Source organism: Paenarthrobacter sp. FR1 (assembly GCF_051106045.1).
Lineage (GTDB): Bacteria > Actinomycetota > Actinomycetes > Actinomycetales > Micrococcaceae > Arthrobacter > Arthrobacter nitroguajacolicus_A.
Genome location: NZ_JBPFSF010000001.1, coordinates 154,985 through 175,915 on the forward strand (window position 1 = coordinate 154,985; position 20,931 = coordinate 175,915).

The following is a 20,931-nucleotide window of genomic DNA, read 5'->3' on the forward strand; positions in this document are numbered from 1 at the left end:
GGCCTTGTCTGTCCCTACCAGCCCCTGCCTACCCCTGCCTGACCAAGGCAGGGTGGCTACTTCCTGCCGATGAACCAGTCCTGGAGCTTCCGCAGGCGGGCCTGCAGCTGCTCCTCGTTGGCCTGGGCAACTGCCGGCCCACCACACACTTCACGCAGCTTGGTATGAACCACTCCGTGCGGTGTACCGGTACGGGCCGACCATGCAGCCACGTTCTTCGCCAGCTCGTTCCGGAGGTCCATCAGCATACGGTGGTCAGGAATTGCCGGCGATGCCGCAGCAGCCAACGGCGACTGGCGTTTCTTCCGTGACTGCTGTTCGTGCTGGCGCTGACGCAGCAGGGTTCCAACCTGTTCGGCGTCCAGAAGTCCTGGAATGCCAAGGAAGTCCAGTTCCTCGTCGGAACCGATGTCCGCTCCCGTGCCGAACTCGCCGCCGTCGAAAAGCACGCGGTCAAATGACGCCTGTGAGTCCAGGGCCTCGAACTTTCCCTTGGTCAGCTCGTCTGAGGCCTTGTCCTCGCGGTTGGCCTCCGCCATCAGGTTCTCTTCGGGGCTGAAGAGTCCGTCGTCGTCCTTCTCGGGACGGTCCAGCGCATGGTCGCGCTCCGCCTCCATGGTATTGGCGAGGATCATCAACGGAGGTACTGACGGCAGGAACACCGACGCCGTCTCTCCCCTTTTGCGGGCACGCACGAAGCGGCCAACGGCCTGGGCAAAGAACAGTGGCGTTGACGTTGACGTTGCATAGACGCCCACCGACAGGCGAGGAACGTCCACGCCTTCGGACACCATGCGGACGGCCACCATCCAGCGTTTGTCGCCGGCGGAGAACTCCTCGATCTTGCTGGAGGCCTTCGAATCATCCGAAAGGATCACCGTGGGCGACTGCCCCGTGATCTTCTTCAGCTGCCCGGCGTAAGCGCGTGCGTCGTCGTGATCCGTGGCAATGACCAAGCCACCGGCATCCGGCACAGTCCTCCGTACCTCACTGAGCCGCTTGTCCGCCGCAGCCAGCACGGCTGGAATCCATTCGCCCGTGGGGTTCAACGCCGTGCGCCAGGCCTGCGAGGTGATGTCTTTGGTGACGGCAGCCTCACCAAGCGAGGCTGCCATCTCGTCGCCAGCGCTGGTCCGCCAGCGCATCTGGCCCGAATAAGCCATGAAGAGCACCGGGCGCACCACGTGGTCCCGCAAGGCGTTGCCGTAACCGTAGGTGTAGTCCGCCTTGGAACGGCGGATACCGTCCCGGTCCTCCGCGTACTCGACAAAAGGAATAGGCGAAGTATCCGAACGGAACGGCGTACCTGTCAGCGACAGGCGCTTCGCGGCCGGGTCAAAGGCCTCACGCAGCCCGTCTCCCCACGAGAGGGCTTCGCCGCCGTGGTGGATCTCGTCCAGAATCACCAGGGTGCGGGCAGCTTCGGTTTTCGCCCGATGCAGCATGGGCTTGCTGGCCACCTGCGCATACGTCACAGCTACGCCCACGAACCCGCGGCCGTGCTGGCCATCGGAGTTCTTGAAGTTGGGATCGATGGCGATACCCACCTTGGCTGCAGCATCTGCCCACTGCCGCTTCAAGTGGTCGGTGGGTGCCACGATGGTAATGCGGTTCACCACTCCGCTGTCCAGCAAGGTGGTGGCAATCCGCAGCGCGAAAGTGGTCTTACCCGCACCCGGCGTAGCCACGGCGAGGAAGTCTTTCGGGTTACGGGTCATGTAGAGATCAAGGGCCTCCTGCTGCCAGGCACGGAGCTTGGGGGCTGTACCCCACGCGGCACGTTCCGGATACGCCGGAGGCAGGGATGGACCGCCAAAAAGTGTTTCTGTCATGCTGATTCCCCCGGCCTGACGGCAGCGACAAGTGTCCCACGCTCTCCCGGCACGCCGCAGCGGACCGCGAGGCGGTAACGATCAGAAGGGGCCTGTGTTCTCTTCCCACCCACTACTTGGAGTTGCCCGGGCCGCCGTTTTTTCCACCGTCGTTGCCGGGGCGGAGGCCTTCGTAAATCTCCTTGCACTCCGGGCAGACCGGGAACTTCTGGGGATCGCGACCCGGCGTCCAGACTTTGCCGCACAGGGCAATGACGGGTTCGCCGGTCAGAGCCGACTCCATGATTTTTTCCTTGCGCACATAGTGGGAAAACCGCTCGCGGTCGCCGGGCTCCACTTCCTGGCGCGTTTCCTCGCGCTCAATGGTGGCAGTGGACGTTCCGGCTCCGGAAAGCTCGCGCATGGGGTCGTTTTCGAATGGATCCGGAGGAAGCGTAGTCATGCCAAACATCTTACCGTCTACAGGCCCTGCCACTCCGGCTTATTGTCGTAGGTGTGCCGATAGTAGTCCGCCAATTTCAACGATGACGCGGCAGCCTCGTCCACCAAGATCGTGGCGTGAGGGTGCATCTGCAGAATGGATGCCGCACATATTGCCGCTACTGGGCCTTCCACGAAATCGCGCACGGCCTGAGCCTTTTGAGCGCCTGTTGCGATCAACACCACGTGCCGGGCGTCCATGATGGTCCCCAGGCCTTGCGTCACAACGTGGTGGGGAACGTCGTCGATGCTGTCGAAGAAGCGGGCGTTGTCCTTGCGGGTCTGTTCGATCAGCGTTTTGATGCGCGTCCTGGAAGCCAGGGAGGAGCCGGGCTCGTTGAAGCCAATATGCCCGTCCGTGCCCACGCCCAAGATCTGGAGGTCCACGCCACCCGCAGCCTTAATGGCGTCTTCGTAGCCTTGGCACGCCGCCTCGAGGTCTTCTGCCGCACCGTCCGGCCCATGGACGTTCTCAGGCTTGATGTTGACACGGTTGGTGAATTCGCGGCGAATGACCTCGCGATAGGACTCCGGGTGTCCGGCTTCCAGGCCGACGTACTCGTCCAAGGCGAAGCCGTGGGCCTGGCTGAAATCCAGGCCCCCGGCTTCATAGCGACTCGCCAACTCGTCGTAGACAGGCAGCGGCGAGGACCCTGTTGCCAGGCCCAGCACAGCGTTCGGCTTGCGGCGGACCAGCGCCTCGATGGCGTCGGCGGCAAGCGCACCGATCTGTTTGGTGCCAGGGAGAATGACAACTTCCATCGTCACGCCTTTCTAGGTAAGGGTCGTCGAACTATCTGTCTGAGAGGTTATCCCATGTCCCACCTTTGGGCATGGTTGTTACGCAACTAGCGGTTCACACTGAGCTGGGCGAACATTTCAGGACCACGGGCGTCCAACCATTTTCCACCGAGACGGACCCCCACTACGAACAGTATGACGCCGAGCAAAGGACCAACGGCCAGGTTGATCCAGCCCGCCTCAGGACCGCCGCTGAACGCCTGGACAGCCACCAGGGCAAGTTCCGGGATCAGCAGTAGCGCCAGGACACCCATCCCCACGGCCTGGACGGCCAGGGTCTGAGCCACGTTTCCTGGCGGCTTCTTGAAGGGGCTGTCGCCGGGGAGGGGCACGGCGATGTTGTAGCGCGCAGAAATCACGGAGGAAAGGCCCAGGCCCGTGAAGAGGGTACCCAGCGACAAGCCCAGGAGGTTGGGCAGCCATTGCCAATCACCCGTGACGAAAAGCGGTCCGACCGTGAAGACCAGCACCACAGGGAGGGAGATGGCCAGGCAGGCCATGGCCCGTCCCAGCCGGTCGTCAACCCCTCGAACTCCGGCAGCAAGGTGCAGGGCAAATGCAGTGTTGTCGTAGGAAACATCAGCGCAGATCGACCATGCCATCATGAAGGCGGTCAAAGGCCCAAGGATCATGAGCAAGCCATAGCCACCTCCCTGTGAGCCGCTGAAGAAGAAGAGGACCGGGAACAGCGGGACAATCACCAAAGATGCCGCATAGCGGGGGTCCTTCATCCAATAGATCAAAGCCCGCGCGGCAACAGCACCGGACGGCGTTGCGGGAAGAAGGCCGAACAGTCCAAGCTTGCCGCCCTTCCTGGCCGATCCTCCGGAATAGGGAGGTGTCACCAGGGCGCGTTGCAGCAGGAGATGCCAGCACAGGAGGAGACCGGCAATGGTGACCGCCGAGATCAGGAACTTCAATCCTGCCGCTGCGAAGTCACCGGCCTCAAGATCGCCCCCGAGGGACCACGCGGCACCAAGTGGTGTCCAGGAGACAGTGCGGGCAAGCACGGGGAGATAGTCAGCGCTGCTTCGTACCCCGTCGACGACACCAACCATGATGGGCCCCAGCAACATCAATGGGATGAACACGATGATGCTGCTGACATCCTTGAAGCGTCGCGAGGAGGCAAGACCGGCAGTCGCCGTCGTCACCACTTTCGACAACACCACGCAGGTGAAGGCTCCCAAAACCGCCCCCACCAACGCCCCGGTAACGGCCGGAACGCTGCGCCACCAGGTTCCAACAGACCCCAAGGCCGCTATGAGGGTAGCCAGCCCCGGAATCCCGATGAAGCCCGCCAGGGCGAGTCCGGCCAGCAGTTGCCTTGGCGGGATAGCGAACGTGGTGAAACGTGCGGGATCCAGGGTCATGTCCGCAGCCGAGGCAACGAGCGGAATGATCGCCCATCCCAGGACAGTGGCGGCACCGCCCAGGACCACAACGGTGTGGGCAATTTCGGCGTCGGCCCACCGAAGGGCAATCAAGCCGCCCACCAGGAGGACCAGGACGCCCAGGGCATAAAGCAGCCCGAGGGCCATGCCGACCAACTGCCAAGGACTGCGCTTGAACCCATTGAGGAGCAGTTGCCACTTCAGGCCTAGAAGGTGCGCAACCATTCCAGCCCCTCCGTCCGGTGTCCGCCGCCCACCAATTGGACAAAGCGCTCTTCCAGGGTTGACCCGTTACGGACCTCGTCCACGGATCCCGCCGCCAGCACGCGGCCACCGGCCACCACTGCAACATGGCTGCACATGCGCTGGACCAGATCCATCACATGGCTGGAAACGATCACGGTGCCGCCTGAGGCGACGTAGCTTTCAAGAATGCCGCGGATGTTCGCAGCGGACACCGGGTCCACCGATTCGAACGGCTCGTCCAGGACCAAGAGGCGGGGCGCGTGGATCAGGGCGGAAGCCAAAGCGATCTTCTTGGTCATACCGGCCGAGTAATCAACCACCAAAGAGCCGGCGTCCGCTTCAAGGTCCAGGGCTGCCAACAATTCAGACACCCGGGTCCCGACAACATCGCGGTCCATGCCGCGCAACAGTCCCGAGTAGGTGACCAGCTGCTCGCCCGTCAGCCTGTCAAAGAGGCGTACACCATCAGGCAGGACCCCCATGAGCTTCTTGGCCTCCAGCGGCCGCGCCCAAACGTCCACGCCGTGAACCAGGGCCGTGCCGAAGTCCGGCCGCAGCAATCCTGTAGCCATGGAAAGAGTGGTGGTCTTTCCGGCACCGTTGGGACCGACCATCCCAAAGAACGACCCCGCGGGTACCTCGAGGCTCACACCATCGACGGCGATCTTCTCTCCAAAGCGCTTGGCCAAGCCTCGAATGGACAGCGCAGCAATCGGCGCCCCCGCAACGGAACCTTCGCTCGGTGCGGCTGGAGCCGCGGCCTGGGGCGGTTGCAGGGCGTGTGGCGGCGCGTCAAGGTGTGGCGGCGCGGACATGGGCGTGGGTTCATGGCGTGGTTCCGTCATGTGACCAGCCTAACCGCGCGTGCGGGAACCTGAGGGAGCCCTAGAAGCCGTGGCGGGGAACGGCCCGCTGGTATTGCGGAACCCACGAAATGTCATGGCCGAGTTCATAGGCTGCCCTCAGCCACCAGTGTGGATCGCGCAAGGCCGCACGGGCCATGAAAACGGCGTCGGCGCGGCCGTTGGCGACGATATCCTCTGCCTGTGTGGCACTCGTGAGGAGCCCCACCGCCCCGGTGGGGACACCGGCGTCGCGCTTTACTTGCTCGGCGAATCCCGCCTGGTAGCCAGGCACGGCCCTGATGTCCTGATGCGCCACGGCGCCACCGCTGGAGACATCCACCAGATCCACCCCGCGCTCGGACGCTGCACGGGCAAGACGGACAGACGCCGCGACGTCCACTCCCCCATCCGCCCAGTCGGACGCCGATATTCGGAGCAGGAGGGGCATGGAATCAGGGATGACCTCACGGACTGCGTCCACCACTGCGAGCATGAGCTTGTTCCTGCCGTCCTCGCTTCCACCCCAGCCGTCCGTTCGGGTGTTGATGAGGGGGCTCTGGAACTGGTGCAACAAGTACCCGTGTGCGCCGTGGATCTCCACGGTGTCGAAGCCAATAGCCACGGCGCGGGCTGCCGCACTTGCGAAATCGGACACCACGCCCTGGATGTCCTCTTCGCTCATGGCCGCCGGCGCTGCATAGCCGTCAAAAGCCTGGCTGGTGGGTCCCACGGTAAGCCATCCGCCGTCGGACTCCGGTACAGAACCCGATCGGCCGGAGAACGGCCAGTACGTGGAGGCCTTGCGCCCTGCGTGGGCCAACTGGGCACCGATTTTGCACTCTACGGCCCCATGCTGGTGCACAAACCGGACTATGCGTTCCCAGCCCGCTGCTTGCTCATCGGAGTACAGGCCTGCGTCCAGGGGGCTGATCCTGCCCGCCGCGTTCACCGCGGCGGCCTCGCTCATGATCAGAGCGGCGCCACCCGCGGCGAAAGCGCCCAGATGCATCAAATGCCAGTCGTTGGGGACGCCCTCTCCGGTCTCCGGGTGGCAGCTGTACTGGCACATGGGTGACACCCAACCGCGGTGAGGCACGGTGAGCGAACGCAACTGCAATGGGGAGAACAGTGCTGACGGCACTAGAAGAGAACCCTCGCGAGTCCCTGGCGGGCCTTGGCCACCCGTTCGTCCTGTGTTCCGACTACCTCAAAGAGCTCCAGAAGCCGCACGCGGGCAGTTTCACGCTCGGGACCGAAATTCCTGCCAATAAAGGTGATGATGCGGTTGAAGGCGTCCTCGATGTGGCCGCCGGAGATGTCGAGGTCAGCGACGCCCAACTGGGCCTGGACATTGTCCGGCTCTTGGGCGGCCTGTTCGCGAAGGCTTTCAGCGTCGGGAGCGGAGAGTTTGTCCAGCCTGGCCATCAACTCAACCTGGGCGAGGCCGGCTTTGGCGTCCGAATCGGCAGGCTGCTCGAGGAGGGCTTGTTTGTAGGCGGAGGCTGCTCCGGCGTAGTCACCGGCCTCGATCGCGTCGATGGCGGCTTGGTGAAGCGGCGGCACTGGCTCCGGTTCGGTGTCCTCGTCCTGGGCGGCGTCACCGATGCTTCCGGTGACGCCGTTGGCAGCGGCCACCTTGAGGAGCTCGTCCACGAGGTTTCGGATCTGCTCGTCGTCGGCCGGACCCTGGAAAAGGGGAACGGGCTGGCCTTTGATCACGGCAACGGCGGTAGGCACGGCCTGCACTTGGAAAGCCTGGGCAAGTTGCGGGAACGCGTCAACGTCCGCGGCTGCAAGAACCAAACGACCGCTGTAGCTTTCAACGACTCGCTCGGCAGCTTCAAGTACTGCGGGAGATTCCGCTGCGTAGCGCGACCACAGGAGGAAGAGCACAGGGATCTGGGCAGACAGCTGCACCAGGTCCTGGAAGTTTGTTTCAGTGGCCTCCACACGAAGCGGTGCCTTGCCGGCGTCGCCGCCGTCAGGCGCCCCGCCGTCCGCTGAAACGGAGGCCGGTGGCGCCGGGGGCGCGGCCTGGCGGCGCAACGACGAGAGGTCGACTGCGCCGCGAAGATTGAGCTGGCTGGCAGCGGCTGGAGTGGGTCGGTATCCGGGCGAACTCATATCGTCCACTCTAGCCGCTGCCCTGCCAAGGGTTCGCCTACTTGAAGCTGGCCCCCACCAGGCCACGCGTAGCTGCCACGAGCTTCATCGGATCGGTTGAGCCGGCCGGCGGAATGTACACGGCCACGGACTCGGCAAAGTTCAGCACCATGCCTGTTGTGGTTTCCTTGCCCCCGGCGAAGACTGCGGAATCGTCTTCAAGCAGGAGCTTATCGCCAGCGGCCTTGGGCGTTCCCTCAAAAGCGAAGTCCAGGCGGCCGACAACCAGTGCGCCACCATCGGCAGTGCGCAACACCACGGTCTGGTTATTAACCGGAGTGTGCGTGAACTTGAAGTTGGCGCTGGTTCCGTTCTTCACAGTGTCCGCCTGGTAGGCGAGGGCCCCAGCGATGTACGGCGACGATTGTCCATCGGCCAACTTGCTTCGGTTCGGAGAGTCAGGAGTGGTCAGCATTTCAGCCAGGATGCCCAAGGCCTCGTTGCCGCTGTAGGCCAAGCCGGTGTTGTCGGCGGCGGGAACGGCCTCGGTTCCCTCCCGTGGGACGGGGAAGGATGGGAAGTTGGTGCCGGGCTGCAGCGGTGCACTGGCCCACAGCTTGTAGTTTTCACGCGGTGAAAGTTGTACGAGCGTCAGTACCTGCGGAACAACGTTTCCTTCACCTTGCGTCAGGGCGAAGACCGTGCGCGGCCAATCGCGCTTGGTGCTGATAACACTGCTCTGGAGCTTGGTGGCACGGACAGGCATGCGCGGTTCGTAGGCAGAGACAGCCGATCGGATCTTGTAGTTCTGCGTGCGGATCTGAAGTTCCATCTTGTCAACGCGCGGAGCCAGTTTGGCGGCGTCCTTGGCGGCGTCGGCAGCATCCACGGTGCTGGCAACCTGCTCCAGGATCCGCTGCAACTGGGACTCCAACAGAACCGGCGTGCCGTCTTCACCTTCAGCGGGGGCCGCTGCAGCGCTGGTGGTGGTCGGCTCGGGGGTCGTCGTCGCCTGCGCGGCGACGGCGGTTCCGCCAACCATCACGGCTGCCAGGGCAGCAGCGAGGGCAGTGACGCGAAGGGCGGGGCCTTCGGTTTCGTTGCCACGACGGCGGGCGGCGTCGCTGGCCGGCGTCTGCACGGGCAAGGTGGTGGTTTCGCCGCCATCGTGCGGGCCATCACCCTCCCCGTCATGACGGCGGTTGCTGAGGGCCTTGGCGACGAACGGCAAAGCCGCACCAACCAGGATGATGATGATGCCCAAGACAATCAGCGGCACGGCCCAGGGGGTGGTGGCGTTGTTCGGGAACGTCATGGAAATGGACGACGGCGCAGGCTGGGTTCCGTCTGCGGCTACCAGAAGGGACCACTCGCCATCAGCGGGAGGGTTCCAGGTGTAGTCCAGGTCGCCGCTGGCGTCCTCGGTGCTGACCCAGAGATCGGATCCAGCCGGAGACGGCGCAGTGGCCTCTCCGTCGACTGAGGCGGTCTCAAGCGATTTCTGGTCAGCCGAGACTCCGGACAGCGTGGTGTGGGCAGTCTTTCCGACCCACGCTTCGACGTCGTCCGGGCGACCCGTGGCGACCATGAAGTTGCCTTCACCTTGGATCTTGATCTTCACCGGCCCGTCATGGAGAGCGATCAACTTTGGGTCGATCACGGTCAGCGGGGCAGCTTTGGTATCGCTGGGAACCGAAGCCGTCACCGTCTCGGCGGGGGCCCAAAAAGTCAGCTGGCCAATGCCGGCCAGCATCGTCAGCAGGCCCAGCAGCACCAGCAAGGCTGCAGTCTTCAAACGCACAGGATCACCTATCATCAGCGGTCGTTGAACTTCAAGGGTAACCGTTTTGTTATCAGAGAGTCAGATCGGCGTGATCTCCCCAACATCCGGAAAACCCCGCCGTGGCGCCCCTGCAGCCCTGTTCGGCCCTCCTGATAGTGTGGCGATGATCATGATATTCGGGCCATCCGGCGCCTGATTCACCCTCGCTCCACCAATGAAAAGGCAGCTAAACCGCGTGAAAGACCACTTGGAACCCCGTCCCGCCAATGAGCCCGGGTCAAGTGCGGTGGAGGCGCCCTCAGACGGCACCGCCGCTACGGTTCCTGTCCGAACCGGACGCCTTGCAGCCCTCGGCCGCAGGCTGCGGCAGCCCATCCCCGGCGCCCGTACCCGTGTTCGCTTCGAGATGCCTCCGGAAGACCAAGATGAAGGAACCCGCGAGGGCCTCCGCCCCGAGGACGACCACGGCTTCGGGGCGCCCGGCCCCCGGATGTCCTCGCAGCACCCCTTATATGTAGGGTTCATGGGGACTGCAGGCGTCGGCGTTGCCTTGGCAGTCTTCTACATCGCCAGCAACACGACCCAATTGATCCTCTGGATCGTCGCCGCCCTCTTCATTGCACTCGGCCTGGACCCCGTGGTCCGGTGGTTGGAGTCCCGCAGGGTCCCCCGCCCCGCAGGCATCCTGATCTCCGTCTCGGCCTTGGTACTCGCCGTCGCCGGTTTCTTCGCAACATTGATTCCCACCATCGTTGAACAGGTGTCGGAAATCGTTCGCCAAGCACCCGAGTGGATCCGAGGCTTCCTCGACTCCGACTTCTTCCGCAACGCCGACAGCCAGTTTGGCGTTCGGGACCGGATCACAACGGAGCTGGATAAGTTCGTCAAGGATCCTGAAGCCATGGGCGGCATCTTCGGCGGCGTGGTGGGCTTCGGTTCCACTGTGGCGAATGGACTGTTCGGCTCGCTCATTGTCCTGGTCCTGAGCCTTTACTTCCTCGCAGCCCTTCCGTCCATGAAAAAGTGGGCCTACCGCCTGGCTCCCCGCTCCCGGCGACCCAGGGTCGAGGCGCTCTCCGAAGCCATCACCGACTCCGTGGGCAACTATGTGATCGGCCAGGCCTGCGTTGCGCTCCTGAACGCGATCTTCGCTTTCATCGTGATGACCATCCTGGGCATCCCCTTCAGCGTCCTGCTTGCGTTCGTCGTTGCACTGCTGGCATTCATTCCATTGGTGGGCGGCATGATCGCTGCCGTCGTTGTCATCCTGGTGGCGCTCACCGGCGGCTGGCAGACGGCGGTTGTCTACGCGATCGCCTACTTCGCCTACCTGCAGTTCGAGGCGTACTTCATCTCGCCCCGCATCATGCAGCGCGCAGTGGCTGTCCCAGGTGCCGTAGCGGTGATTTCCGTTATCGCCGGCGGCAGCCTGCTGGGGGTGCTCGGCGCCCTGATCGCCATCCCCACTGCCGCGGCCATCATGCTGCTCATCAAGGAAGTCTTCATCATCCGACAAGACCGGCACTGAGTTCCCTGTGTTGGAGTACAGGTAATGCCCCCCGACATGTTGTTGAGGGGCATTACCTGTACTCCATGGAAAATCCGGCTATCCGGTCGTAACCGGCCCCGCCCACTCGCGGGGCAGACCGTCAACGCCGGCACCTGCGGGAGTGACGTCGTCGACAATTTCATTCAGCACCCGCGCCGCGTACTTCTCGCCCACCCAGAGGTGCTTGGCGCCGTCGACGCCGACCAGCCGGGCCTGCGGCACCAAACTGAACCGCTGGGCTGCCTCAGGCGGCTGCAGGTAGTCGTCATGTTCAGGCACCAAGACGGTTAGCGGCTTGCCGGAGGCGGCCCACTCCTTGAGATGAACGTCCGTGGCCCGGTGCAACGGGGGCGACAACAGGACTGCACCCTCAATCTGCGCCGCAACAGGCTCCACCGCTCCGTACATCAGGGCGAGCTCGGTACCGAAGGACCACCCAACGAGCCATCGATTGGGAAGGCCACGTTCCACCGCGAACCTCACGGCCGCCTCGACGTCGTAACGCTCGCCAATGCCTTCCTCGAACTGCCCGTCGCTGGTCCCCCGCGGCGACTGGGTGCCGCGCGTGTTGAACCGCAACACAGCAACTCCGGCCAGCGCAGGGAGCCGGTACGAAGCCTTCCGGTAGACGTGCGAATCCATGAATCCGCCGTGGGTGGGCAGCGGGTGCAGTGTAATCAACGTGGCTGTGATCTCCCCCGACTCCGGCATGGCAAGCTCGCCGCGCAGCACTTTGCCGTCCTCGGTGGTGAACTCCACATTTTCGCGCTTGGCCGGGAGGACCGTGGAGGCGCGGATCTCCGAGGGAGCATCCTGCGGGGTGAAAACGAACGAGGCGGGGTCGAAAGTCATGCTTCCAAGCCTAAGCGAATCAGCGGTACCGGTAGGTCCGGGATGTCCAGCAATTGGTGTGCCAGTGGCGGCGTTCAGCCAACCCGGCCGCCTGGCCGAACAGGTGGTTGTCGGACCACACCACCAGGTGCGCGATTCCCGGCAGGATCGCCGTTGAACACCCCGGGCAGATGTACTGCTTTTCCGCCTTCTTGGCCGTCATGGTCCGCACCATCCAGTCGCCGTCCGGCGCACTTTCGCGCCGGGCGATCCCCGCCCGGGCCCGCTCGAGGTCGAGTTCAGGCACCGGTTCCGTCCATTTGCCTCCACCACCGCCGGTACGTGGGCCGGACGCGTTGCGGCGGGGACGGTTGGAGCGGGGCATACCTCCATTCTGCCCCAGACAACCGGGCACAGACGGTAATGTGGGGCGGGTGCGACTCGTCATAGCCCGTTGTTCTGTTGATTACGTTGGCCGCCTGAAGGCCCACCTCCCCCTCGCCACCCGGCTGCTGCTGGTCAAGGCGGACGGTTCCGTGCTGGTGCATTCCGACGGTGGTTCCTACAAGCCGCTGAACTGGATGAGCCCACCAGCCACGCTGCGGGTGACGTCCCCGGAGGAGACCGAGGTGGAAGAAGGGGTGGTGGAACAGTGGACGGTCCAGTCCGCCAAAACCGATGACCGCCTCATCATCAACATCTATGAGCACCTGCACGACACCTCCCATGAGCTCGGCACTGATCCAGGCCTGATCAAGGACGGCGTCGAAGCGGATCTCCAACGGCTGTTGGCCGAGCAAATCGAGCTTCTGGGATCCGGATATTCGCTCATACGACGCGAGTACTTCACGGCGATCGGCCCAGTGGACATCCTGGCCAGGGATGCCAAGGGCGCCACAGTGGCCATTGAGCTGAAGCGCCGCGGCGACATTGACGGCGTTGAGCAGCTCACCCGCTATTTGGAATTGCTTAACCGCGACCCCCTGCTGGCACCTGTTCGCGGGATCTTCGCCGCCCAGCAGATCAAGCCTCAGGCCAAGGTCCTGGCCAATGATCGCGGCATCGACTGCGTCACTCTGGATTATGACGCGATGCGCGGCGTGGATGACAGTGAGTCGCGGCTCTTCTAGGCCCGCACCTTCAAGCCAGTGTGCCGCAGACCACTAGAATCAAAACCATGACTGCCGCATCCCGTTTTCCCACTTCTTCCGCGCCAAGCCACCAGATCATCAAAGGAACGCTTGTCAGCGATGGCGAGGTGGTGGAGGACGGGCTGCTTGCGATCGACGGTGACCGGATCGCCTACGCCGGACCAGCCGACGGATTTGATGCTGAGACGTTCGAGGGTTTCCAGAGCGCAATCCGCCTGGGCGTTCCCAGCGGCAGCTACCTCATCCCGGGCCTCGTGGACGTTCACTGCCACGGTGGCAACGGCGGTGATTTTCCTGGCGGCGAAGAGGCTTCGGCCCGCAAGGCCATCGAGTTCCTCCACCGTTCAGGGACCACCACATTCCTTGCCAGCATGGTCACGGCTCCCCGCGAGGACCTCCTGCGCGGCATCGAGCTCTACGTAAAGCTCGTTGACGAAGGGCTTGTGGCCGGCATCCACCTCGAAGGTCCCTTCCTGTCCCACGCCCGTTGCGGAGCCCAGAACCCGGACTACTTGTTGGAACCCGACCTTGACCTCATGGACGAGCTCGTCGGCGCCGCTGCCGGCAAACTCGCCACCATGACCTACGCCCCGGAGCTTCCGGGGGCCGCTGCGCTGGTGGACCTGATGACCTCCCACGGTGTCACCCCCTCACTGGGCCACACAGACTGCGACGACGCCACTGCGGCGGCGTCGCTGGCTGCGGCCCGCGAGGGGCTTGAGTCAGCGGGGTTCGACGGCGTCAGCTCACTTCCCACGGTCACTCACCTTTTCAATGGGATGCCTCCCATGCATCACCGTGCACCGGGCCCTGTTGCCGCTTGCCTGCGGATGGCCCAGGAAGGCAAGGCAGTCGTCGAGCTCATCGCGGACGGCACCCACCTGGACCCCAGCACAGTAGCCACGGTCTTCCAGCTCGTGGGAGCCGCCAACATCGTCCTTGTCACCGACTCCATGGCGGCCGCCGGACTGTCGGATGGAAGCTACATGCTGGGCCCCTCCCCCGTGACTGTCCGCGACGGCGTCGCCACCCTGGATGCCACCGGATCCATCGCAGGAGGCACCGCAACCATGCTGGAGATAGTCCGCAAGACTGTCGCGGCCGGCGTCGCACTTCCTGACGCGATTTGTTCCGCAACGGCAGTGCCCGCGGCTGTCCTGGGACTTTCCGACGAAGTAGGCGGACTGCGACGCGGCCTCCGCGCCGACGTTGTAGTTACCAATGAGGATCTGGAACTCACCGGCGTGCTGCGCAACGGCCAATGGTTGTCGTAACAAAGCCTTGAGGGAATTGCAGGGCCTCCTGTTACCTTCTTTTTACCGAAAATTTTCCCGAATTGCCCAAAAGACCGTTGACCTCCGGCAGGGCACATGAAAGTGTTGTAGCAGTCTTTGTGTAGGTGGTTTTCATGCTCGCAAGACGAGTTGCGAGCGTGAAGCTCCTGCGAAACCATCCGGGCCCATCCCGGACGGATTCCATGGTCTTCTCGCGGAGTAACAAAGCCGGTACGAGGTGTATCGGACTGCTGTTCCATAATGAGGAGAAATACATGGCACTGGGAACCGTCAAGTGGTTCAACGCTGAAAAGGGCTTCGGCTTCATCACCCCGGATGACTCGGACGGTGACGTTTTCGTTCACTACTCCGAGATCCAGACCGGCGGCTTCAAGACCCTCGATGAGAACCAGCGCGTTCAGTTCGAGATCGGTCAGGGCGCCAAGGGCCCCCAGGCAACCGGCGTTACTGTCGTCTAGCCTTACCCGCTGAATTCTGCTTGTCGCAGATGCAGCAAACAGGTTGACCCCGGCTTTAGGGCCGGGGTCAACCTGTTTAACCAAGGTAATGCCAGCGAAGTTGTCTGATATTTCGACAACGACTGTTACTAACCTTGAAGAAATGCGAAAACGTGGCCTCGAATAAGCGTTGACAATTCAACCAACCAAGGTCCTGAGCAGCCGCGCAGAATGCCGCACTGACAATCCCGGCAGGTACGCCCTGCTCAGTGCGCGACCCATTGCGGGAAGGTGCAGCGGGTCTTGGTAATACATATACAGTGTTCGGTACTCGGGCTGGAATCTCGACTTAAAGGAAGCCAGCGACCTGAAACCATAAACAGGTTCCAGCGCCTGCCCCACAACGTCCAGAATTCCGGCCAGGCCTTTTGCCTGCTGCTCGATCTCGCCCTTCTCCCGGGCCAACGGCGAACCGGATAGTGAGATCACCTCGACGGAGTCACGCAAGTGGAGGACGGCCGAGGCGATGAGGAACTCCATGACTCCAGGGAAGGTGTCGCCCCGCCGGCGCATGAAGTCCAGTGTCCAGCTGACCACCCTGCCGTCCTGGTAAACAGGAAGCCAACTCGTAACCCCATAGACAAGCCCCGTGTCATCCACGGCGACGCAGCACAGCACATCGTCGTCGTCGAGTTCGTCCAGGCCGCCCAGCGTGAAGCCCATCTCCGGGATCTTCTTCTGCGCCGCCCACTCCTCTGAAACCTCGCTCACCTGTGCGCGCACTCCGTGCGACAGCTCGGAGTAGCGGCCCCACTTGGCCGATATCCCCAACTTCCCGGCTCGATTCAGGGACGTTCTGACGTTCTGCCACTCCTTGCCCCTGAACTCCAGGTCCCTGATCCGGAGCCTTGTTTCCTGCGCAACCGCCACCCTGCGGAAACCGCGCCCCCGAAGCATCGGCCAGAGCTCGTCGGTGCACGAATACAGGCAAGGTATCAACGCGTGCTGCGAGCAGTAGTCCAAGAAGCCGTTGGCCGTTGTCACGTGGTGTTCAGCGGAACCAATCGGTCCGGCCAAAGTCAGCGCCACATGTCCATGCTGCTGGTACGCCACCGCTCCAGTGCCTTCAGGGTTGAACCAGTATTTATTCGGTTCCCACAGGGCCATCCACGACAACGAATCACCGCCGCGCTTCACTAGGGCGCGGGCAGCCTGCCGTGTCTGATGGTCCAAGCCGCCGGAATGGTGGCCGCGAATAAGCAGGATCCACACGCCCACTAGGGCAACAAGCCAAAAAACCGTACCCGAATAGGAAAAGAGGAAGACCTCCAGAACGTCTCGTTCGGCAAAGACCTTCCGGTAGACCCCCGGCAGGGGAACGGGGAGGTACTGCCTGGCGAGCTCAGCCGCCAATCCCAAGAGGCCGCCGTCGCGGTCCATGCCTCCCGAAGCCAACCACACCACCGTATAGGCCAGAATCAATGCTCCCCCGGTGAGTCCTACCAACCAGAAGACCTTGCGCCGGAGGCGGTCCGAAGACACCACCCTGAAGTGGCCGCGGTAAGCGAACAGAAGGATGGCAAGAACCAACGGGACCAGGACGAGGGGGATCAGATGCACAACTGCCGAGTTCAGCATTCCCACCTGCGGGCGGCCCGGCGGCCGGGGCATTCCGGCGAATAGTCCAAGGTAGATGGCCGACAACGCCACCACCACCAGCTGAACACCGATAGCGATTCCCAGTGCCAGCCGACGTCCCCGCCTCATGCCGTCGGCACAAATAAGGAGCAGCACCACCGGTACTACTGCCAGTGCCAAGCCGAAGGGGCCCGTGTAGCCCTGACGGCCAACCTCCAAGCAAGCGACGTCGATGGTGCCCCCGCAGTTGCTTTCCAGTTGGCTGAGCGTGGGTAGCGGGTTAAGGATCACATCCCGGAGCAATGCCAACGGCCCTGACGGGCTCTTTGCGGCAGCAGTCACGATTGGACCCACCGCGAAGATTGCCATGGTCAGCGACAGCAGGTTCCGCACCTCCCTGCCGGTGGACCGGTGGAGATGGAGATGGCCCTGACTGCTTTGCATCCACCAACCGGCGCCGAGCCCTATCAGCGCACCCAGGAGCCCAACCACGGTTTCCGCATGTCCCACGTACAGCACCAGCAGCAGTGAAATGGAAAGTGCCACCGTCCGCAAGCGTCTTTGCCAGAGCGTAGGGAGGAGGGCGCTGGCAGCCAAAGTGGTGGCCAGGACTGCACCGTACGGGCCAATCAGCCGCGTATCAGCCATCCGTGAGAGCCATCCATCATCGGCATACCGTGCCACTTGGGTGACTAACAGGAACGCAGACACACAAGCGAACTGGCTGCCAAAGAACACCGCCGCAGTTCTCAGGAAGCCGAAATGCCGCTCTGCCAGTCCCAGGAGGAAGAGGATCATCAGGACCGCTGTGGCATAGGCCAGCGGATTGGTGGTGAAGAACAGCGAGGACCAAATGGACCACCACTCCCCCGACCTCAGCCCTTCCAGGGAAACACCAGCTACGGAAAGCCACGGTTCCGGAGGTCCCGCCAGGAAGCTGCCGGAGACAAACGACATCACCACAAAGAGGGCAAGGACAATCAAGGTGAAGGGAGTGGCCCGCAGATGTCTGCCAGCCTGCCCAATAGCTGGCCTGATCACAGCTCTGAGGGCAAGACTCACTGCGGCAATCCCCACCGGGAGGCGAGGAAATCGAGGGCGCCGGGCATTCCCCTGATCACAGCGTCCCATGAGTGCCCGGCATGCGGGATGGAGTGATCCTCGGTTTCAAAGCCCGCGTTCCTCGCCGCTTGGGCGAGCTCGCGCATGTAGGCGGTGAACTCGTGGTCGGCTTCACCAGAGACCAGATACACGCCACTGCCCGCGTAATTGCGCTGCTCCATCATCACCAAGGGCGTGTTGGCCTCGAATGCCTCAATGTCCCCATCGAACGAATCTGCGATCGTCTTGCTGCGATCTTTGGCAAGTGCTGGTTCACGCTCGGCCGCGAAACCGAGTATGGACGAAAAAATCCCCGGATGGGCTGTTCCCATTTGCATGGCACACGTGCCTCCAAATGAGAAGCCACCCACTGCCCATTGCTGGTGATCGCGCGAGACGTCCAAGGTATTCGCTATCCAGGCCGGCACATCCTGCGAAAGATACGTGTCAACTTGGGCGATGCGGCTGTCCATGCACATGGTGTTTGCGTTGGCCGATCCATTCGGGTCGACAACTACTGTGACAGGGGCCAGCCCGTCATGTTCTGCAGCGAAACGATCCAGGAGAAGACGAAGTTGTCCACCGCTCAGCCAGTCCGCCGGACCGCCGGGCTGGCCGGCGAAGAGCACCAGCACAGGCAGGCTGGGCCGGGGAGTCGTCTGGTAGGCGGGGGGAAGGTAGATGTACGCTTCCCTGGCAGCAAAGCCGGAAGCGGTACCGGGGATGTCGGCCCTGCGAACTATCCCGCTGCCAGGCATGGATTCCGGGGCTTTCCACGCTGAAAGGGAGGGCCCCGTTTTGGCGTCCGGGTTCCGTTCCAGGCCAGCTTCGAGAGGCTGTATCCGAGCTACTGCCGTACCCAGCAGGTCGGCTACCGACTTGTTCAAGCCAAAGTACAAGTTCACCTGCACCACACAGAGAAGAACGACACCAAGCATCGCCACAACGCTGAGGCTGCGGCCACGCCAGGAATTTCGTGGGAAGCGGACACCGCAGAGGAGGACGGCCGCTACTGCAGGAACGGACCACGCCAACGTTTCGAAGGGAAGGTTTTCCGAGAACGTGGCCAATAAGTCAATCAGGATCCAGTGGACCAAGGCCACAACGCCCACGGAAATGATCAGGGAGGCTGCGACAATGAGTGGCCACGTACGTCGTGGCCACCACAGCAGGTACGCCCCCCCGGCTGCACCGCAGGCGATGCTGAACCAGAGGAACGGACCATCCACAAGGCTGATATCCGAAAGGAAATCCATAACGCCTAGCGCCAGGTGCCGACGCCGATGACCGGCCCGGCCTCCAGCCAGGAGGACAGACCTGCGTAGGCGTCGAAATTCATGGCCAGCATGAACTTCGTGCCTTCGTACTGCAGTTCAACCACCACTACGCCGGGCTGCACCCTGACGAGTTCATCTTCCGTGGGTTGGCGGCGGCCCAGCAGTTCCAGCGAACTGCGTGTGAATTTATGCTTGGGGATCACGCTGAGCGACATCAGGCGGAACCACTCAAGCTCGTTGTCCTGATAACGACAAACCCCCATCTGCCAGCTGTTTCCAGCCATGCAAATGGAGGCGTCGACCGTGCCCAGGGCACGCCGCAGATTGAAGCGGCGCACCCCGAAAAGGCACAGTGAAATGATCAGCAACGTAAACGCCGTTGCCAGGGCGATGAACGGAATAAGGGAATCGTCCATCAAGGTCGTGCTATCGGATCCCCGCTGTAGCCGCTTCGCCCAATTTGGCGTTGTCAGCAACAATGACCACGCGATCGTTGTCGACGGAGAAGAATCCGCCATCGACGACTACCGCAATGCGATCACCGGAAACCGGCTGGATTGCCAGCTCGCCCGCGGCCATGATGGCCAGAAGGGGCGAGTGGCCCGGCAGGATTCCGATTTCACCATCGCTGGTGCGGGCCTTCACCATCTTGGCCGCACCGGACCACACGAAGTGGTCCGCCGCGACAATCTCAACCTCGAGCTCAGCCATACTACTTGGTCTGTTCCTGGATCTTGGCCCAGTTACGCTCGACGTCATCCAGGCCGCCGACGTTGAAGAACGCCTGCTCTGCGATGTGGTCCAGCTCGCCGTCGCAGATGGCCGTGAAGCCTTCAACGGTGTCCTTGATGGAGACGGTGGAGCCTTCAACGCCGGTGAACTGCTTGGCGGTGTAGGTGTTCTGGGAGAGGAACTGCTGGATACGGCGTGCACGCGACACGACGATCTTGTCCTCTTCAGAGAGTTCGTCAACACCGAGGATGGCGATGATGTCCTGGAGTTCCTTGTTCTTCTGCAGGATCTGCTTAACACGGACAGCCGTGTTGTAGTGATCCTTGCCGATGTACTGGGGATCCAGAATACGGGAGGTCGACGTCAGCGGGTCAACGGCCGGGTACAGACCACGGGATGCGATTTCACGGGAAAGTTCCGTGGTCGCGTCGAGGTGTGCGAAGGTCGTGGCCGGAGCCGGGTCGGTGTAGTCATCAGCCGGCACGTAGATAGCCTGCATCGACGTGATGGAGTGACCCTTGGTGGAGGTGATTCGCTCCTGGAGCAGACCCATCTCGTCAGCAAGGTTCGGCTGGTAGCCCACAGCGGACGGCATGCGGCCGAGCAGCGTGGAAACTTCCGAACCTGCCTGCGTGAAGCGGAAGATGTTGTCGATGAAGAGCAGCACGTCCTGGTTCTGGACATCGCGGAAGTACTCCGCCATGGTCAGGGCGGACAGGGCCACGCGCAGACGCGTTCCCGGCGGCTCATCCATCTGGCCGAATACAAGGGCGGTGTCCTTGAGGACGCCGGCCTCTTCCATTTCAACCCAGAGGTCGTTACCTTCACGGGTACGCTCGCCAACACCGGCGAAGACGGAAGTACCACCGAAGTTGCGGGCAACACGGGTGATCATTTCCTGGATCAGAACGGTCTTGCCAACGCCGGCACCGCCGAACAGGCCAATCTTTCCACCCTTGATGTACGGGGTGAGAAGGTCGATGACCTTGATGCCGGTCTCGAGCATCTCCGTGGAGCCCTCGAGGGAAGCGAAGGCCGGAGCCTTGCGGTGGATCGGCCAGTAGGCGTCGGCCTTGATCTCGGACTCTTCGACATCCAGCGGCTTGCCGAGAACGTTGAAGATGTGGCCCTTGACGCCGTCGCCGACGGGCACGGAGATCGGAGCGCCGGAGTCCTGCACGGTGGTGCCGCGGACGAGGCCGTCGGTTGCCTGCAGGGAGATGGCGCGGACGAGGTTGTCACCCAGGTGCTGGGAGGTCTCGAACGTGATGGTCTTCGTCTGGCCGTTGAGAGTGATCTCAGTGGTCAGAGCGTTGTAAATCGAGGGGATTGCGTCAGCCGGGAATTCGACGTCGACAACCGGACCAATAACACGGGCAATGCGGCCGGTGGCACCGGCCGTAGCTACGTGTTCGGTAGCAGTGGCAGTCATCTCT

Annotated in this window: 19 protein-coding genes; 4 read left to right on the top strand and 15 right to left on the bottom strand. The window is 62.8% G+C overall.

What is annotated here, in order from left to right:
- Window positions 1-56: 56 nt before the first annotated feature.
- From ACR30Z_RS00730 to ACR30Z_RS00765, 8 genes are all read right to left on the bottom strand, one after another.
- Window positions 57-1,832, bottom strand: coding sequence for a DEAD/DEAH box helicase (locus ACR30Z_RS00730; RefSeq protein ID WP_144649755.1), 1,776 nt, complete (start codon window positions 1,830-1,832; stop codon window positions 57-59).
- A gap of 112 nt (window positions 1,833-1,944) precedes the next feature.
- Window positions 1,945-2,283, bottom strand: a complete 339-nt coding sequence (locus ACR30Z_RS00735) for a DUF3039 domain-containing protein (protein WP_089595519.1) — start codon at window positions 2,281-2,283, stop codon at window positions 1,945-1,947.
- Window positions 2,284-2,291: 8 nt separating this feature from the next.
- Window positions 2,292-3,074 (bottom strand): glucosamine-6-phosphate deaminase, encoded by a 783-nt coding sequence (gene nagB / locus ACR30Z_RS00740; protein ID WP_144649757.1) that lies wholly within the window; start codon window positions 3,072-3,074, stop codon window positions 2,292-2,294.
- A gap of 86 nt (window positions 3,075-3,160) precedes the next feature.
- Window positions 3,161-4,732: a transporter gene (locus ACR30Z_RS00745; RefSeq protein ID WP_434370962.1), complete on the bottom strand. Its 1,572-nt coding sequence runs from the start codon at window positions 4,730-4,732 to the stop codon at window positions 3,161-3,163.
- Window positions 4,714-5,568, bottom strand: a complete 855-nt coding sequence (locus ACR30Z_RS00750; RefSeq protein WP_434371372.1) for an ABC transporter ATP-binding protein — start codon at window positions 5,566-5,568, stop codon at window positions 4,714-4,716. The genes ACR30Z_RS00745 and ACR30Z_RS00750 overlap by 19 nt, the downstream gene beginning before the upstream one ends.
- Before the next feature lie 70 nt (window positions 5,569-5,638).
- Window positions 5,639-6,739, bottom strand: coding sequence for an NADH:flavin oxidoreductase/NADH oxidase (locus ACR30Z_RS00755; RefSeq protein WP_144649763.1), 1,101 nt, complete (start codon window positions 6,737-6,739; stop codon window positions 5,639-5,641).
- The gene (locus tag ACR30Z_RS00760) at window positions 6,739-7,722 is read right to left on the bottom strand and encodes a tetratricopeptide repeat protein (RefSeq protein WP_434370963.1); all 984 of its coding nucleotides are present in this window, start codon (window positions 7,720-7,722) and stop codon (window positions 6,739-6,741) included. The genes ACR30Z_RS00755 and ACR30Z_RS00760 overlap by 1 nt, the downstream gene beginning before the upstream one ends.
- Before the next feature lie 37 nt (window positions 7,723-7,759).
- Window positions 7,760-9,517, bottom strand: a complete 1,758-nt coding sequence (locus ACR30Z_RS00765; protein WP_144649767.1) for a hypothetical protein — start codon at window positions 9,515-9,517, stop codon at window positions 7,760-7,762.
- 202 nt (window positions 9,518-9,719) lie between these two features.
- On the opposite strand from ACR30Z_RS00765, the gene ACR30Z_RS00770 reads away from it, so the two are divergent.
- Window positions 9,720-11,012: an AI-2E family transporter gene (locus ACR30Z_RS00770; protein ID WP_144649769.1), complete on the top strand. Its 1,293-nt coding sequence runs from the start codon at window positions 9,720-9,722 to the stop codon at window positions 11,010-11,012.
- Window positions 11,013-11,090: 78 nt separating this feature from the next.
- Here ACR30Z_RS00770 and ACR30Z_RS00775 read toward each other — a convergent pair whose 3' ends face one another.
- Both ACR30Z_RS00775 and ACR30Z_RS00780 read right to left on the bottom strand, forming a co-directional pair.
- On the bottom strand, window positions 11,091-11,885 hold the full coding sequence (locus ACR30Z_RS00775) for an alpha/beta hydrolase (protein ID WP_144649771.1): 795 nt from the start codon (window positions 11,883-11,885) through the stop codon (window positions 11,091-11,093).
- A gap of 19 nt (window positions 11,886-11,904) precedes the next feature.
- Window positions 11,905-12,249, bottom strand: coding sequence for an ATP/GTP-binding protein (locus tag ACR30Z_RS00780; RefSeq protein ID WP_144649773.1), 345 nt, complete (start codon window positions 12,247-12,249; stop codon window positions 11,905-11,907).
- Window positions 12,250-12,298: 49 nt separating this feature from the next.
- Here ACR30Z_RS00780 and nucS point away from each other — a divergent pair, with 49 nt between their 5' ends.
- The 3 genes from nucS (at window position 12,299) to ACR30Z_RS00795 (ending at window position 14,768) form a co-directional block, all read left to right on the top strand.
- Complete coding sequence (nucS, locus tag ACR30Z_RS00785; protein ID WP_434370964.1) at window positions 12,299-12,994, top strand: endonuclease NucS; 696 nt, start codon at window positions 12,299-12,301, stop codon at window positions 12,992-12,994.
- Between the two features lie 47 nt (window positions 12,995-13,041).
- Complete coding sequence (nagA, locus tag ACR30Z_RS00790; protein WP_144649777.1) at window positions 13,042-14,289, top strand: N-acetylglucosamine-6-phosphate deacetylase; 1,248 nt, start codon at window positions 13,042-13,044, stop codon at window positions 14,287-14,289.
- 275 nt (window positions 14,290-14,564) lie between these two features.
- The gene (locus tag ACR30Z_RS00795; protein ID WP_018776337.1) at window positions 14,565-14,768 is read left to right on the top strand and encodes a cold-shock protein; all 204 of its coding nucleotides are present in this window, start codon (window positions 14,565-14,567) and stop codon (window positions 14,766-14,768) included.
- Window positions 14,769-14,945: 177 nt separating this feature from the next.
- On the opposite strand, the gene ACR30Z_RS00800 is transcribed toward ACR30Z_RS00795, so the two are convergent.
- Genes ACR30Z_RS00800 through atpD form a run of 5 tightly spaced genes read right to left on the bottom strand, consistent with a single transcriptional unit; the run spans window position 14,946 to window position 20,927 of the window.
- Entirely contained in the window at window positions 14,946-17,462 is a 2,517-nt protein-coding gene (locus tag ACR30Z_RS00800) for a DUF2156 domain-containing protein (RefSeq protein WP_144649779.1), read from the bottom strand.
- Entirely contained in the window at window positions 17,444-18,742 is a 1,299-nt protein-coding gene (locus ACR30Z_RS00805; protein ID WP_434370965.1) for an alpha/beta hydrolase-fold protein, read from the bottom strand. Before ACR30Z_RS00805 ends, ACR30Z_RS00800 begins: the two co-directional genes overlap by 19 nt.
- Before the next feature lie 5 nt (window positions 18,743-18,747).
- A complete protein-coding gene (locus ACR30Z_RS00810) occupies window positions 18,748-19,179 on the bottom strand; it encodes a DUF2550 domain-containing protein (RefSeq protein ID WP_434370966.1) in 432 nt (143 codons plus the stop codon).
- 10 nt (window positions 19,180-19,189) lie between these two features.
- Window positions 19,190-19,474, bottom strand: coding sequence for a F0F1 ATP synthase subunit epsilon (locus ACR30Z_RS00815; RefSeq protein WP_014922172.1), 285 nt, complete (start codon window positions 19,472-19,474; stop codon window positions 19,190-19,192).
- A gap of 1 nt (window position 19,475) precedes the next feature.
- Complete coding sequence (gene atpD, locus ACR30Z_RS00820) at window positions 19,476-20,927, bottom strand: F0F1 ATP synthase subunit beta (protein ID WP_144649785.1); 1,452 nt, start codon at window positions 20,925-20,927, stop codon at window positions 19,476-19,478.
- Window positions 20,928-20,931: the final 4 nt, after the last annotated feature.

Coding starts and splice junctions, on each gene's coding strand:
- ACR30Z_RS00805 (WP_434370965.1), bottom strand. CDS start 18,742: ATGGATTTCCTTTCGGATATCAGCCTTGTGGATGGTCCGTTCCTCTGG.
- ACR30Z_RS00750 (WP_434371372.1), bottom strand. CDS start 5,568: ATGTCCGCGCCGCCACACCTTGACGCGCCGCCACACGCCCTGCAACCG.
- ACR30Z_RS00780 (WP_144649773.1), bottom strand. CDS start 12,249: ATGCCCCGCTCCAACCGTCCCCGCCGCAACGCGTCCGGCCCACGTACC.
- ACR30Z_RS00810 (WP_434370966.1), bottom strand. CDS start 19,179: ATGGACGATTCCCTTATTCCGTTCATCGCCCTGGCAACGGCGTTTACG.
- ACR30Z_RS00775 (WP_144649771.1), bottom strand. CDS start 11,885: ATGACTTTCGACCCCGCCTCGTTCGTTTTCACCCCGCAGGATGCTCCC.
- ACR30Z_RS00795 (WP_018776337.1), top strand. CDS start 14,565: ATGGCACTGGGAACCGTCAAGTGGTTCAACGCTGAAAAGGGCTTCGGC.
- ACR30Z_RS00735 (WP_089595519.1), bottom strand. CDS start 2,283: ATGTTTGGCATGACTACGCTTCCTCCGGATCCATTCGAAAACGACCCC.
- nagB (WP_144649757.1), bottom strand. CDS start 3,074: ATGGAAGTTGTCATTCTCCCTGGCACCAAACAGATCGGTGCGCTTGCC.
- ACR30Z_RS00815 (WP_014922172.1), bottom strand. CDS start 19,474: ATGGCTGAGCTCGAGGTTGAGATTGTCGCGGCGGACCACTTCGTGTGG.
- atpD (WP_144649785.1), bottom strand. CDS start 20,927: ATGACTGCCACTGCTACCGAACACGTAGCTACGGCCGGTGCCACCGGC.
- nagA (WP_144649777.1), top strand. CDS start 13,042: ATGACTGCCGCATCCCGTTTTCCCACTTCTTCCGCGCCAAGCCACCAG.
- ACR30Z_RS00760 (WP_434370963.1), bottom strand. CDS start 7,722: ATGAGTTCGCCCGGATACCGACCCACTCCAGCCGCTGCCAGCCAGCTC.
- ACR30Z_RS00765 (WP_144649767.1), bottom strand. CDS start 9,517: ATGATAGGTGATCCTGTGCGTTTGAAGACTGCAGCCTTGCTGGTGCTG.
- ACR30Z_RS00745 (WP_434370962.1), bottom strand. CDS start 4,732: ATGGTTGCGCACCTTCTAGGCCTGAAGTGGCAACTGCTCCTCAATGGG.
- ACR30Z_RS00730 (WP_144649755.1), bottom strand. CDS start 1,832: ATGACAGAAACACTTTTTGGCGGTCCATCCCTGCCTCCGGCGTATCCG.